General features: G+C 63.5%; 11 protein-coding genes, 2 tRNA genes and 1 rRNA gene. 9 read left to right on the top strand and 5 right to left on the bottom strand.

Annotated features, from left to right (window positions below):
• Positions 1–163: 163 nt before the first annotated feature.
• The 3 genes from U0034_RS15610 to U0034_RS15600 form a co-directional block, all read right to left on the bottom strand.
• Positions 164–239: transfer RNA gene (locus U0034_RS15610), tRNA-Ala, on the bottom strand.
• 110 nt (positions 240–349) lie between these two features.
• A tRNA-Ile gene (locus tag U0034_RS15605) sits at positions 350–426 on the bottom strand.
• A gap of 64 nt (positions 427–490) precedes the next feature.
• A 16S ribosomal RNA gene (locus tag U0034_RS15600) occupies positions 491–2,021 on the bottom strand.
• A 646-nt stretch (positions 2,022–2,667) separates the two neighbouring features.
• On the opposite strand from U0034_RS15600, the gene U0034_RS15595 reads away from it, so the two are divergent.
• From U0034_RS15595 to U0034_RS15580, 4 genes are all read left to right on the top strand, one after another.
• Positions 2,668–3,873, top strand: a complete 1,206-nt coding sequence (locus tag U0034_RS15595; RefSeq protein ID WP_085230157.1) for a DUF2863 family protein — start codon at positions 2,668–2,670, stop codon at positions 3,871–3,873.
• A 177-nt stretch (positions 3,874–4,050) separates the two neighbouring features.
• Positions 4,051–4,902, top strand: coding sequence for a helix-turn-helix transcriptional regulator (locus U0034_RS15590; protein WP_085230156.1), 852 nt, complete (start codon positions 4,051–4,053; stop codon positions 4,900–4,902).
• A 95-nt stretch (positions 4,903–4,997) separates the two neighbouring features.
• The gene (locus tag U0034_RS15585) at positions 4,998–5,672 is read left to right on the top strand and encodes an energy-coupling factor ABC transporter permease (RefSeq protein ID WP_085230170.1); all 675 of its coding nucleotides are present in this window, start codon (positions 4,998–5,000) and stop codon (positions 5,670–5,672) included.
• A 173-nt stretch (positions 5,673–5,845) separates the two neighbouring features.
• Positions 5,846–6,427, top strand: coding sequence for a BspC domain-containing protein (locus U0034_RS15580; RefSeq protein ID WP_085230155.1), 582 nt, complete (start codon positions 5,846–5,848; stop codon positions 6,425–6,427).
• 26 nt (positions 6,428–6,453) lie between these two features.
• Here U0034_RS15580 and U0034_RS15575 read toward each other — a convergent pair whose 3' ends face one another.
• Positions 6,454–7,620 carry a M14 family metallopeptidase gene (locus tag U0034_RS15575; protein WP_085230154.1) on the bottom strand — a complete coding sequence of 389 codons (1,167 nt, stop codon included), beginning with the start codon at positions 7,618–7,620 and terminating at the stop codon, positions 6,454–6,456.
• A 65-nt stretch (positions 7,621–7,685) separates the two neighbouring features.
• Positions 7,686–8,468 carry a peroxide stress protein YaaA gene (gene yaaA, locus U0034_RS15570; RefSeq protein ID WP_085230153.1) on the bottom strand — a complete coding sequence of 261 codons (783 nt, stop codon included), beginning with the start codon at positions 8,466–8,468 and terminating at the stop codon, positions 7,686–7,688.
• A 57-nt stretch (positions 8,469–8,525) separates the two neighbouring features.
• Here yaaA and U0034_RS15565 point away from each other — a divergent pair, with 57 nt between their 5' ends.
• The 5 genes from U0034_RS15565 to U0034_RS15545 all read left to right on the top strand — a co-directional run bounded on the left by U0034_RS15565 (position 8,526) and on the right by U0034_RS15545 (position 13,013).
• Entirely contained in the window at positions 8,526–9,074 is a 549-nt protein-coding gene (locus U0034_RS15565; RefSeq protein ID WP_085230152.1) for a putative toxin-antitoxin system toxin component, PIN family, read from the top strand.
• Positions 9,071–10,249 (top strand): pyridoxal phosphate-dependent aminotransferase, encoded by a 1,179-nt coding sequence (locus U0034_RS15560; RefSeq protein WP_085230151.1) that lies wholly within the window; start codon positions 9,071–9,073, stop codon positions 10,247–10,249. The genes U0034_RS15565 and U0034_RS15560 overlap by 4 nt, the downstream gene beginning before the upstream one ends.
• Before the next feature lie 71 nt (positions 10,250–10,320).
• On the top strand, positions 10,321–11,109 hold the full coding sequence (locus tag U0034_RS15555) for an oxepin-CoA hydrolase, alternative type (protein WP_085230150.1): 789 nt from the start codon (positions 10,321–10,323) through the stop codon (positions 11,107–11,109).
• Between the two features lie 12 nt (positions 11,110–11,121).
• Entirely contained in the window at positions 11,122–11,841 is a 720-nt protein-coding gene (locus tag U0034_RS15550; RefSeq protein WP_085230149.1) for a histidine phosphatase family protein, read from the top strand.
• A gap of 50 nt (positions 11,842–11,891) precedes the next feature.
• Positions 11,892–13,013: a phosphotransferase gene (locus U0034_RS15545; protein WP_085230148.1), complete on the top strand. Its 1,122-nt coding sequence runs from the start codon at positions 11,892–11,894 to the stop codon at positions 13,011–13,013.
• Positions 13,014–13,016 lie beyond the last annotated feature (3 nt).

Genomic DNA, 13,016 nt, shown 5'->3' with positions numbered 1-13,016 from the left:
CTTCCAGATTGTTAAAGATCGACAGCCGACTTGTTCAGTCGCTCTGACTGGCTCTATCGCCAATGACAAAGGCTCGAGCGGATGCGCTCACGCACTTGTCATTGGGGACCCCCCTTCGGCGATCGCACCCACGTACGCGCTAAAGCGCCAACGTGGGCGGGGATGGTGGAGGCAGACGGGATCGAACCGACGACCCCCTGCTTGCAAAGCAGGTGCTCTCCCAGCTGAGCTATGCCCCCAAGGCACAACCAATTTGAGACTCAGATAACTCCGTCGCTTATCACCACCGCTTAACTCCCTTCGGGAGTGAGATGCTCGTAAGTGCTGAAGCACTAACGATCATCGCAATTGGTGGGTCTGGTTGGATTCGAACCAACGACCCCCGCCTTATCAAGACGGTGCTCTAACCGACTGAGCTACAGACCCCTGAGTCTGTCAATCTTCACAGCCGATAAGCGTGAGTACTTAATCTTGAGCGCGCAAGCTCTGGAAAGGAGGTGATCCAGCCGCACCTTCCGATACGGCTACCTTGTTACGACTTCACCCCAGTCATGAATCCTACCGTGGTGACCGTCCTCCTTGCGGTTAGACTAGCCACTTCTGGTAAAACCCACTCCCATGGTGTGACGGGCGGTGTGTACAAGACCCGGGAACGTATTCACCGCGGCATGCTGATCCGCGATTACTAGCGATTCCAGCTTCATGCACTCGAGTTGCAGAGTGCAATCCGGACTACGATCGGTTTTCTGGGATTGGCTCCCCCTCGCGGGTTGGCGACCCTCTGTTCCGACCATTGTATGACGTGTGAAGCCCTACCCATAAGGGCCATGAGGACTTGACGTCATCCCCACCTTCCTCCGGTTTGTCACCGGCAGTCTCCTTAGAGTGCTCTTGCGTAGCAACTAAGGACAAGGGTTGCGCTCGTTGCGGGACTTAACCCAACATCTCACGACACGAGCTGACGACAGCCATGCAGCACCTGTGCGACGGTTCTCTTTCGAGCACTCCCACCTCTCAGCGGGATTCCGTCCATGTCAAGGGTAGGTAAGGTTTTTCGCGTTGCATCGAATTAATCCACATCATCCACCGCTTGTGCGGGTCCCCGTCAATTCCTTTGAGTTTTAATCTTGCGACCGTACTCCCCAGGCGGTCAACTTCACGCGTTAGCTTCGTTACTAAGGAAATGAATCCCCAACAACTAGTTGACATCGTTTAGGGCGTGGACTACCAGGGTATCTAATCCTGTTTGCTCCCCACGCTTTCGTGCATGAGCGTCAGTATTGGCCCAGGGGGCTGCCTTCGCCATCGGTATTCCTCCACATCTCTACGCATTTCACTGCTACACGTGGAATTCTACCCCCCTCTGCCATACTCTAGCCCGCCAGTCACCAATGCAGTTCCCAGGTTAAGCCCGGGGATTTCACATCGGTCTTAGCGAACCGCCTGCGCACGCTTTACGCCCAGTAATTCCGATTAACGCTCGCACCCTACGTATTACCGCGGCTGCTGGCACGTAGTTAGCCGGTGCTTATTCTTCCGGTACCGTCATCCCCGCCCGGTATTATCAGGCAGGATTTCTTTCCGGACAAAAGTGCTTTACAACCCGAAGGCCTTCTTCGCACACGCGGCATTGCTGGATCAGGGTTGCCCCCATTGTCCAAAATTCCCCACTGCTGCCTCCCGTAGGAGTCTGGGCCGTGTCTCAGTCCCAGTGTGGCTGGTCGTCCTCTCAGACCAGCTACGGATCGTCGCCTTGGTAGGCCTTTACCCCACCAACTAGCTAATCCGCCATCGGCCGCCCCTTGAGCGCGAGGCCCGAAGGTCCCCCGCTTTCCTCTCCCGAGCGTATGCGGTATTAATCCGGCTTTCGCCGGGCTATCCCCCACTCCAGGACACGTTCCGATGTATTACTCACCCGTTCGCCACTCGCCACCAGGGTTGCCCCCGTGCTGCCGTTCGACTTGCATGTGTAAAGCATGCCGCCAGCGTTCAATCTGAGCCAGGATCAAACTCTTCAGTTCAATACCTGTTACTGTTTTCGACTCTCTCGAGTCGGTCGCTCACTCAACGTACTGACAGGATTCATCCATCTCTCGACGGACAAACCTTACTCTCAATACAGCGTGAGACTTGATACTTTCGCTTCATCGAACCCCGAAGGATTCGACTGCGCTCGCCATCAAGTACCCACACTTATCGGCTGTGAATTGTTAAAGATCACGTCGCTCAACACCGCAGTACCTACCTTCCGTACCGCCCGTCTTGCGTTGCTGCATCAGCAGCAGAGAAACGAGATTATGCAGAGCGTTTCGCTTTTCGTCAACAGGTTTTTTGCATCGCTGCTTGCTTCACCCATCGACTCAGCCGTTGTGTTGCGCCCTTCCGCTTACCGCGCACAAACCGCGCACAAACCGCACACAACGCCTCGCCACTCCATCGCTACAACCCCTCGCTTCCCCCGCGCCGCCGCTTTCGGTAGCGCGGAAAGGGCGTGATTCTAGGCGCCTTCTCGACGGGGCGCAAGCGGAAAACGCTCGCAGCCAAATACATGGTCTCCGCCCGTGCTTGCCGCGCACGCTCCTCCCAGGCGGCGCGCGCGGCGGCGCTTAAAGCCGCCCGAAGCGTCTAGAATGGAAGGTTCATCGAATCCAACCAACCCAGTTCCCTATGCGCTCGCGAATCGCCAAACGCCTCCCCCCTGACGCCGACAAACTCGTCGGTCTGTCCCTCGCGCTCTTCGCCTCCGGCAGCCGCATCGAAGACCGCTTCTGGGAAGCCAAGCTCGATGCATTGCTCGCGAAGATCATCCGCAACGGCAATCAGACCACGCTCGATGCAGCCCTCGACCATCTCCAGCAGAACCACCCCGACGCTTACGGGGCACTCGCGGACATGGCCGAAACGCACAGCGAATCGTTCGTCGTCGACCACGAAGGCGCACCTTACGAGGCACTGCTGATCGCCGCCCCCGTGCTTGCCTGGACACGCTACGTTATTCCCTCCGGGTCGCTCAAGGCCGATTCGGTCGAGGCGCTGCGCACTCATCTTCAGGCTCACGTCCTCGCCGACGGCGCACGCGTGGCACTCGCGCCTTTCCTCTACAGCATCGATCAATTGCCGCGCCACCACGTCGAGACGTACCGGGTCGCCCAGCAGCTCGTCCAGGCAGCCATCGCAGGATCGCCCGCGAAGATAAACTTCGGCGAGTTGCCCGAGACCTCGCCGATTCTCGCCGATCCGCGCTTTTTGCTCGCCGTCGTGGCCGCGCCGGTGGGCGCCCCGCTCTTTCGTTGGCAGGAAGAAGAAAACGGCACGCGCATCGAGCGCGGGCAATGCCTCGAACAATGGGCGAGCCAGGGGGGTGCGAACCTCGCGCTCGTTTTGCCCGGCTGCGAATTCGAGTGCCTGCTGCCGGACGCGTACTACTCCGCTTGCCGCGACGCCGACGAGCGGGTACGTCCGCACACCGTGCGCACGGCCATCCGCTACCTGTTCGACACGACGGGTGCGACACCGCAAGAGCTGCGCGCCGTCGTAGCAGGCTTCGGCGAGCGGCGCATCGACGAATACCGGATCGGATTCACGCGCCGCGGCAGCAACGACGTCATCTACGGCGTGGTCTGGCCGCTTTACGGCCGCGAAAACGGCGAGCTCTCGACCGACGAGGAGGACGAAGATGGCGATGGTCCGCTCGAGGAAATCGTCGCGTTGCTGAAAGAAGCCGGCATCAGCGACATCCGCCGGCATGCGGGGCGATTCGAGCCGGAATATTGCGACGATTGCGGCGTACCGCTTTACGCGGACCCGCTCGGCGAAATCGTCCACGCGGAGATGCCGGAAGACGCCGAGCCAGCTCAACCCCACTTCCACTGACCCCCCCTGCCTGCCTGCTGCCCCTCCGGGGCGGCAGGAGCGTCCTATGCCGTCCGGCTAGCCGATTCTCCGTAAGGAATTTGTCATTATTGCATCGGCGGCGCCCCCTGGGCCAGCCGGCGCATCCTCTCGGGCCGGCCAGGGGCACCGCCTCATCGGACTACCCAGGAGGCAAGCATGCGGTTCGCAGTTCTCAGTTCAGAAGCAGAACGACGCGACGGCCTGAAAGCGCTGTTGCGGCAGATCAACCGGCAGGCCCGATTTTGCGAGGCGAGGGATTGGCTGCAGTCGGCCCGCGCATTGCGGCGCATGCCCGCCGATCTGCTCGTGGTCGATTGGAGCGATGCAATGCGGATCGCCGATCTGCGCTCGCTCGTCGGCGAGCAGCCGTCGCTGCGCATCGCCGCCGTCGTGGACGATGCCTCACCCGGCTGCGTGCGCCCGCTCATGGACGAGGGCGTGCACGGGGTAATCCCCCGCACCACGAACCCGAAGCTGATCGTACGGCTGCTCGAGCTCGTCCTCGCAGGCGGACATTACGCGCCGCACCGCGCTTTTTTGCATGACGGCCACGCGTCCTACGAGCCCCCGCAGGCCCCGCTCGCTCCCGTCCGTGAACTCTCCGGGTCGCCGGCCAGGCGTATGCGGTTCTGCCCGGCGCTTTCGCCACGTCAGGAGCAAATCATGCGCTGTGTCCATATGGGCAGCACCAACAAGATGATCGCGCGCACACTCGGCATCAGCGAAGGTACGGTCAAGATCCACCTGGCCAGCATCTTCCAGCAACTGGGCGCGCCCAATCGCGCGGCCGCCGTGGCAATCTACAACGGCTGGCTGGCACCGCATCTCGAAGTGCTGCGTGCGGACGAGGAAGCACCCGAGGCAGCCGTAGGACAGCCTTGCGCCGCGCCGTTGCGCCAAGGCATCGGATTCAAGTACGCATTGCCGAGGCATGAGGAGCCTGACGGTCTGCCGCTGGCCGCCGAGCCGGACACGCCTTTTCGCAAGACGGAATCGCATCCCGGCTGAAGCGGCGGCGGTTGCTGTGGCTGCTTTTGCACAACAGCGTGCGCGGCAGCTTGCGCATTCCCACGAGTCGCATTCCAACGAGTAATATGGACGATATGGGTTTCCTTTACACGCCGCTTCCGCCATGGTTCGCCGTCGGTGCTTGGATCGCCGCCGCGGGCCTTCTCGCGCTCGCCTTGGCAACAAGGCCGTTTCGGCGTCTCCAGGATGCCACGCTCCAACACGTCTGGCTCGCGCTCGTCGTCGCGGTTTCGGTGCTCTGGGCGACCAACGCCTGGCTCGAAGACGGCCCGGTCATGCATCTGCTCGGCGCCACCCTCTTCGTCACGCTGTTCGACTGGGCGCTCGCCTTGATCGCCATGGCGGCGGTAACGGGCATCGCGGTAGTCGTCTTCGACGCGACCTGGCAAGGCGTCGCCCTCACGTTCCTCGTTTACGGCGCGATGCCGGTCGGCGTATCGGCGATACTGCAACGCGCCTCGACCGCCTGGCTACCCCGCAATCTGTTCGTATTCGTCGGCACGCAAGGCGTTGTTTCGCCCGCGATTGCAGTGGTCGCGGCGTCGGCGGCCGCCGCCGGCGTGCACGTCGGCCTCGCGAACGGCTCGCTCGCCGTCGTACCGGCCGGTTATGCGCTCAGCGTCGTTCTGCTTTCGCTCGGCGAATCATGGTTCACCGGCATGGCCACCGCGCTCATCGCCGTCTATCGGCCCACCTGGGTGACGACCAACGATGTCCGGCGTTACCACCTCGGCGGTCCGCGTACATGAGGACGAGGACCTGCGCGACATGCGCGGCCCCATGCCGCGCCAGCCTCAGCGCCAACGTAACGAGCGAAGAGCGGCCCCGCACCATTCGCGCGAGCGAAATTTTCAACCGCCGATTGAACTCCGGGCGAGACTGCGGCATCTTACGTGCCTGATGTCTCGATATTGCCACCTGGATGGATAGCTCCAACACTCTACGCCGCCGGCGCCAATTCGGCCGCTGGCTGAGCACCGCGGCCGCCGGCCTGCCCCTCGTCTTCGCTCTGTCCGCACGCGCCGATCTGATCGATCAGCGCAACGAAATGATCGCCAGGTTCGTCAACGAAATGCACGCGGACCCGCTCGTCGCGGATTGCGCGGCGCACGGCGCATTCGTTGCCAGCACCTCGAATGTGATCGACCGCGTCGAATTCCCGCCCGAGGCACTCGACAGCAAGCATGCGTCCGTCACGCCCTGGAACGAGCCATTCGACGAAGGCAAACAACGCACGAAAGTGGACAACGTCGTGACCGTGGAGGGTCAAGGCGTCGCGCGCGAGCAGGGGCACTCCGCCTATCCACTGAAGTTCCGCTGCGGGTATGTCGGGCAGCAAATGCTCGCCTTCAGCTGGAACGATCCGGTGCCGGCCGCGAAGCCGCGCTCCGAACGCGCGCAAAAGAGCAAAGGCAAGCACGGCGCCAAAAATGCCGTAAAGCGTTCGACGAAGAAACAGAAGCAGGCGCCCGCCAAGCGCCGCACGAGCACCACGAAGTCATAGCGGGCGCGCTCGCCAGGGCGCACCGCTCAGTCGAACGATTCGACGTGATGCAAGATGGCCCCGAGCATCGCAGCGCCCAGCGCGGCACTGCGCTCGCCGTTCCAGCCGACGCGCTCGTCCGGTAAATCAGCGTTGTCCTTGAACGGCATCTCGAGCGTGAGCGAGAGACAGCCGAACGTCTTGCCGATGTACTTCGACGCGAGCTTGAGCATATCTTCCTGATACTTGCCGGCCTCGTAGCCGTACTTGTCCTGGAAATCGGGGCTCGCGCGCTTGAAGGCCTCGATGAAAGCGCTCTGCTCCTCGGCCTGCCGCGCAGTGAACCCGGCCAGCATTTCGCAGCCGGCAACGAATACATAAGGCAGCGCCTCGTCGCCGTGGATATCGAAGAAAAGGTCGCACCCGGTGGCGTGGATCGCCTCGCGCACGGCCAGCACCTCGGGGCTGCGCCCGGCATCGGGCTCCATCCACTCGCGATTCAGATTCGCGCCGGCCGCATTCGTACGCAGGTTGCCATGCGCACTGCCGTCGGGGTTCATATTCGGCACGATATAGAACACCGCACGCTCGTAAAGCTTGCGCGCAACCGCGTCGCCAGCCCAATCGCCCCAGCCCGCGAGCCGCTTGACGAGCCCCTCGACGAACCATTCGGCCATCGTCTCGCCCGGGTGCTGGCGCGCAATGATCCAGACTTTCTTCTTCGGTCTTGCGGGCTCGGAAGGCGCGGCCTCGCCCGTATCGAGCACGAGCAGCGACATCGGCCGGCCCTCGACCGTGCGGCCGAGTTCCACCACCTGGGCATGCGGCATCTGCTGGACCGCGCCGAGAAAATCGGAATGGCGCTCGTCGCTATAAGGCTCGAAGTACGCGTAATAGACCTGGTCAAACTCGGGCGTGTGGTCGATCGTCAGCACGCGCCCGTCGTAGCTCGCAGGTACGCGGAACCAGTGCACGCGGTCGTAGCTCGCCACCGCACGGTAATGAGCCCACCCCTCGGTAAAGGCGCATTCGGCCGCATTTTCGAACGTCATCACGCAGCGCTCGCCGCGCGCACCCGAAAGCCGGAAGTAGAACCACTGTGCAAACGGCGCCTGGCTGTCGGGCCGGATACGCAGGCGAATGTCACCGGCCCGCTCGCAAGCCAGCACGTCGATCGCACCACCGTGGAAGTTGCTCGTAATCGAAAGCGCCATGGTTTTCCTCGGACGGACAACGCAATGAAAGGGAAAAGGTGCAATGGTGAACAGGCAATGGCCTGTCAATCGCCTACGCGTCGGCGAAAAATGTACGTCTCGTCATTCGAGGCGGCCTCGTCGAATGCGTAGCCTTCGGCCTCGAAGGCCTTCAGCTGTTCGGGCCGTTCGAGGCGGCCTTCGACGACGAACCGCGCCATCAGCCCGCGCGCGCGTTTCGCATGGAAGCTGATGATCTTGTAGCGCCCGCCCTTCCAGTCCTCGAATACGGGCGTGACCACGGGTGCGTCGAGCCGGTCCTTCTTGACGGACTTGAAGTATTCCTCCGACGCGCAATTCACGAGCACGCGGGTTGCATGCGACTTCTTCGCGAGCGCCTTATTGAGCGCTTGCGTGATCCGATCCCCCCAGAAGGCATAAAGGTCCTTGCCGCGGGCGTTGGCGAAACGCGTGCCCATTTCGAGCCGGTACGGCTGCAGCAGATCCAGTGGGCGCAGCAGGCCGTAGAGTCCCGAGAGCACGCGCACGTGCTGCTGCGCGTAGTCGAGATCCGCTGCCGAAAGCGACTTCGCGTCGAAGCCCTCGTACACATCGCCGTTGAACGCCAGCACCGCCTGCTTCGCGTTGCCCGTACCGAATCGCGGGGACCATTCGGCGAAGCGTTCGAAATTCAGCCGCGCCAGCGTGTCGGAAATACCCATCAGCGTGCCGATTTCCTGCGGCGAAAGGCGCTTGAGGCCATCGACCAGTTCGGCAGCCTCGTCGACGAAATCGGGAATCGTATGGCGGGCGACGTGCGGCGGCGTCTCATAGTCGAGCGACTTCGCCGGAGACAAAACAATTATCATAAAGGTTCGCCGGCACGCCGTGCCGAGCGGTGAAAGCCAAAATTCCGATTGTAGCGAATGCCTAGTCTTCCTGGTTCCGGCGCCGTGCGCCCCCTCGCACAGGTCGTGCTCGATTCGAACGTCTGGATCGACATCCTCGTATTCGACGACGATGCCACCCGTCCGATTCATGCCGCATTGAGTGCCGGCCTGCTTCGCGCGGTGATCGACGCTCGCTGCCTCGCCGAACTTTCGTGCGTGCTCGACTATCCGCAGTTCACGCGCCGTGCCGTGGACAAACCGGCCGCCCTCGCACGCGTTGCCCAACTGTCGGTGATGGCCGCACCGGCAGCCGGGGCGCCCGGGGGCACACCGGCGCTGCCCAAGTGCAAAGACCGCGACGACCAGAAGTTTCTCGAGCTCGCGCATGCGGCCGGGGTGGACTGGCTCGTATCGAAAGACCGCGCGCTGCTCAAGCTCGCGAAGCGCACGGCTCGCGAATTCGGCTTCAGGATCGCCCAGCCCGGGCCCTTCGTCGCCGCATGTCTGCCGCCGCCGGCAGTGCCCGAAGCCAACGCGCCGGCGCCCCACCCTCTCGTTTCGACCACTTCGCCGATTGCGCCATGAATGCACCGCACGAACCGACGACCACCGCGCGCATCGCGCTCGACTCCCGCCTGCCGAACGTCGGCACCACCATCTTCACCGTAATGAGCGCGCTTGCCGCGGAGCACGGCGCGGTCAACCTCGGGCAGGGATTTCCCGACTTCGAGTGCGATTCGCGCGTCGTCGATGCCGTTGCCCGTGCCATGCGCGAGGGCCACAACCAGTACCCTCCGATGGCGGGCACCCTCGCGCTGCGCGACGCGATCGCACACAAGATCGAATCGGTGTACGGCCGCCGCTACGACCCGCAAACGGAAATCACCGTCACCGCCGGCGCCACGCAGGCGCTGCTCACCGCAATCCTGGCCACGGTCCACCCTGGCGACGAAGTGGTCGTACTGGAGCCGACTTATGACAGCTACGTGCCGTCGATCGAGCTCGCGGGCGGCACGCCGGTGTTCGTATCGCTCGAAGCACCCGACTACGCCATCCCGTTCGACAAGCTCGCGGCCGCGATCACACCGCGCACGCGGCTCATCATCGTCAATACCCCGCACAACCCGACCGGGCGCGTCTGGCACACCGACGACATGCGTCGGCTCGAGTCGATCGTGCGCGGCACGCGCGCGCTCGTGGTCTCGGACGAAGTCTACGAGCACATGGTCTATGACGGCGCGCGTCACGAAAGCGTCGCGCGCTACCCCGAACTCGCCGAACGCAGCTTCGTCGTCTCGAGCTTCGGCAAAACCTATCACGTGACGGGATGGAAGGTCGGCTACGTCGCCGCACCCGCGGCGCTGAGCGCCGAATTCCGCAAGGTCCATCAGTTCAACGTGTTTACCGTCAACACCCCGATGCAGGCCGGGCTGGCAGACTACATGAACGACCCGGCCCCTTATCTCGGCTTGCCCGCCTTCTATCAGCGCAAGCGCGACTTGTTCCGCGACGGCCTCGCGAATACGCGCTTCAAGCTGTTGCCGTGCGAGGGTACCTATTTCCAGTGTGTCGACTATTCGGCCGTGAGCGATCTGCCCGAAGCCGAGTTCTCGAAGTGGCTCACGCGCGAGATCGGCGTCGCTGCCATTCCGGTCTCGGCGTTCTATCATGAGCCTCACGAGTCCGGAATCGTGCGGTTTTGCTTCGCAAAGCGCGAAGATACGCTCGCGACGGCACTCGAGCGGCTTGCCCGGCTTTGACGGCCGCTGCAGCGGCCGCAGCGATAGCGACGACGACAGCGACAACGACATATCGACGAAAAGGAGACCTCATGAGCGCAGAACTGCTCGCCTCGCGTCCACCCGAAAGCGAGTCGACGCTCGTCCTCACGCTGTCCAACCCCGGCGCTCGCAATGCGCTGCACCCTGATATGTACGCCGCGGGCATCGTCGCGCTCGAGACGGCCGAACGCGATCCGTCGATCCGCGCCGTCGTGCTGACAGGCGCCGACGATTTTTTCTGCGCGGGCGGCAATCTGCACCGCCTCCTCGAGAACCGGGCGAAGGACGCCTCGGTTCAGGCCGAGAGCATCGACCAACTGGCACAGTGGATTCTGGCGCTGCGCACGTCCACGAAGCCCGTCATCGCGGCGGTCGAGGGTGCCGCCGCAGGTGCGGGATTCTCGCTCGCGCTCGCTTGCGATCTCATCGTCGCGGCCGCCGAGGCCAAGTTCGTCATGTCGTACGCGCGCGTCGGACTCACCCCCGACGGCGGCGGGTCCTGGTTCCTCGCCCAAAGCCTGCCACGGCAGCTCGCGAGCGAAATCCTGCTCGAAGCCAAGCCGGTTACCGCCGAACGGCTCCATACGCTCGGCGTCGTCAATCGCCTCGTCAAGCCCGGCCAGACACGAGACGCGGCCATCGCATGGGCCGACACGCTCGGCGGCGGCTCCCCCAATGCGTTCGCGCGCATCAAGAATCTGATTTCGGCTGCGAGCGACTCGACACTCCCCGAGCATCTGAACATCGAGCGCGATGAATTCGTCGCGTCGTTACACCACCGGGACGCACTCGAAGGCATCATGGCGTTTCTCGACAAGCGCGCCCCGCGCTATCGCTAGCGGAATACGACGATGCCCGGATTTACGCTCCCTCGACGCCGCCGCATCTTTCTCATGCGTCACGGCGACGTGACCTACTTCGACGACACGGGGCGCGCGATCGACCCCGATGCCGTGCCGCTCAACGAACAAGGACGCCTGCAAGCCAGTGCGGCCGGCGAGGCGTTCTCCGCAGGCGAAGTGCGCTTCGACCGGGTAATCGCGAGCGGTCTGCCGCGCACCGTCGAGACGGCCGAGCGCGTGCTCGCGAAGACGGGCCAGCGCATCGAAATCGAGACCTGGCCGGAGTGGCGCGAAATCCGCCCCGGACGGCTTCCCGATCTCACCCCCGCCGATGTCGAGCGCGCGTTCCTCGGCATCTTCGACGGTATCGTGCCCGAACACACGCGCTTTCTCGGCGGCGAGACGATCGGCGAGCTGCTCGATCGTGTGCTTCCCCCCCTTGCACGCCTGCGTGCCGATAGCCGTTGGGACACCGTCCTGCTCGTGCTGCACGGCGGCGTCAACCGCGCGCTCCTTTCGCATGCGATTGCCGCGGGCGCTCGCGTGTTCTTCGGGCATCTTGCGCAAGCGACGGGATGCATCAATGCGCTCGACGTCGGTGAAAAAGAGCAGGACTGGGTCGTGCGCGCGATCAACTACGCACCGCCCGCGCCGCTCTTTCGCGACGTGAGGCATACGACGATGGAAATGCTCTACGCTCAGTACCTGCGCTACCGGAGCGACAGTTGAACTGAATCGGCCAGCGGCATGGGGCGCGGCACCACGGACGGGAGGAGACGATGGCGACAGAAGCTTCGGCAACACCCTCGCAGGGCACGCAGCACACGCAGGACTACACGGCATTCGCCGGTACTCGGGCCGTTTCCGAGCAACAACGCTTCGATGTCGACAAGCTGGCAGCATGGCTCGGTAGCCACATCGACGGCTTTGTGGGCCCGCTTGCGGTCGAGCAGTTCGCGGGCGGCCAATCGAATCCGACGTTCAAACTCGTCACGCCGGCGCGCTGCTACGTCATGCGCGCGAAACCGGGCCCGGCGGCCAAGCTGCTGCCTTCCGCCCACGCGATCGAGCGCGAATATCGCGTGATGCGCGCACTCGCCGGCAGCGACGTGCCGGTCGCACGCATGCTGGCATTGTGCGAGGACGAATCGATCGTCGGCCGCGCGTTCTATGTGATGGAGTACGTCGAAGGCCGCGTCCTGTGGGACCCCTCCCTGCCCGGAATGACGCGCGAGGAGCGCGCGGCCATCTACGACGAGACGAATCGCGTGATCGCAGCGCTGCACATGATCGACGTCGAGGCAGCCGGCCTCGCCGACTATGGCAAGCCCGGCAACTATCTCTCGCGCCAGATCGCACGCTGGAGCAAGCAGTACGAAGCGTCCGAGACGGAGCCCATCGAGGCGATGCGCGAACTCATGGCGTGGCTGCCGGCGCATATTCCGGGCGAATCCTCCGACGGCGCGCGCGTGGCCGTCGTGCACGGCGATTACCGGCTCGACAATCTGATCTTTCACCCGAGCGAGCCGCGCGTGCTCGCGGTGCTCGACTGGGAGCTCTCGACGCTCGGCGATCCGATCGTCGATTTCGCGTATCACGTCATGGCCTGGCACACCGATCCGCAGCAGTTCCGAGGCATCGGCGGCCTGGACTTGCCCGGACTCGGGATTCCCGACGAACACCATTACATTGCGCGGTATTGCGGGCGCACGGGGTTCGTCATCCCGGGCGACTGGAATTTCTATCTGGCATTCAACATGTTCCGCATCGCCGCCATCTTGCAAGGCATCATGAAACGCGTCACGGTGGGCACGGCCGCGAGCGCACAGGCCGCGGACGCCGGCCGCCGCGCCCGCCCGATGGCCGAGCTGGCGTGGCGCTATGCGCAAAAGGTTCGCTGACCC

The organism is Trinickia caryophylli (assembly GCF_034424545.1).
In the GTDB taxonomy this organism is placed as follows: domain Bacteria; phylum Pseudomonadota; class Gammaproteobacteria; order Burkholderiales; family Burkholderiaceae; genus Trinickia; species Trinickia caryophylli.
The sequence above is the reverse complement of the archived record's forward strand: the minus strand, read 5'-3'. Positions and strand labels throughout refer to the sequence as shown.

Coding starts and splice junctions, on each gene's coding strand:
- U0034_RS15595 (WP_085230157.1), top strand. CDS start 2,668: ATGCGCTCGCGAATCGCCAAACGCCTCCCCCCTGACGCCGACAAACTC.
- U0034_RS15590 (WP_085230156.1), top strand. CDS start 4,051: ATGCGGTTCGCAGTTCTCAGTTCAGAAGCAGAACGACGCGACGGCCTG.
- U0034_RS15585 (WP_085230170.1), top strand. CDS start 4,998: ATGGGTTTCCTTTACACGCCGCTTCCGCCATGGTTCGCCGTCGGTGCT.
- U0034_RS15580 (WP_085230155.1), top strand. CDS start 5,846: ATGGATAGCTCCAACACTCTACGCCGCCGGCGCCAATTCGGCCGCTGG.
- U0034_RS15575 (WP_085230154.1), bottom strand. CDS start 7,620: ATGGCGCTTTCGATTACGAGCAACTTCCACGGTGGTGCGATCGACGTG.
- yaaA (WP_085230153.1), bottom strand. CDS start 8,468: ATGATAATTGTTTTGTCTCCGGCGAAGTCGCTCGACTATGAGACGCCG.
- U0034_RS15565 (WP_085230152.1), top strand. CDS start 8,526: ATGCCTAGTCTTCCTGGTTCCGGCGCCGTGCGCCCCCTCGCACAGGTC.
- U0034_RS15560 (WP_085230151.1), top strand. CDS start 9,071: ATGAATGCACCGCACGAACCGACGACCACCGCGCGCATCGCGCTCGAC.
- U0034_RS15555 (WP_085230150.1), top strand. CDS start 10,321: ATGAGCGCAGAACTGCTCGCCTCGCGTCCACCCGAAAGCGAGTCGACG.
- U0034_RS15550 (WP_085230149.1), top strand. CDS start 11,122: ATGCCCGGATTTACGCTCCCTCGACGCCGCCGCATCTTTCTCATGCGT.
- U0034_RS15545 (WP_085230148.1), top strand. CDS start 11,892: ATGGCGACAGAAGCTTCGGCAACACCCTCGCAGGGCACGCAGCACACG.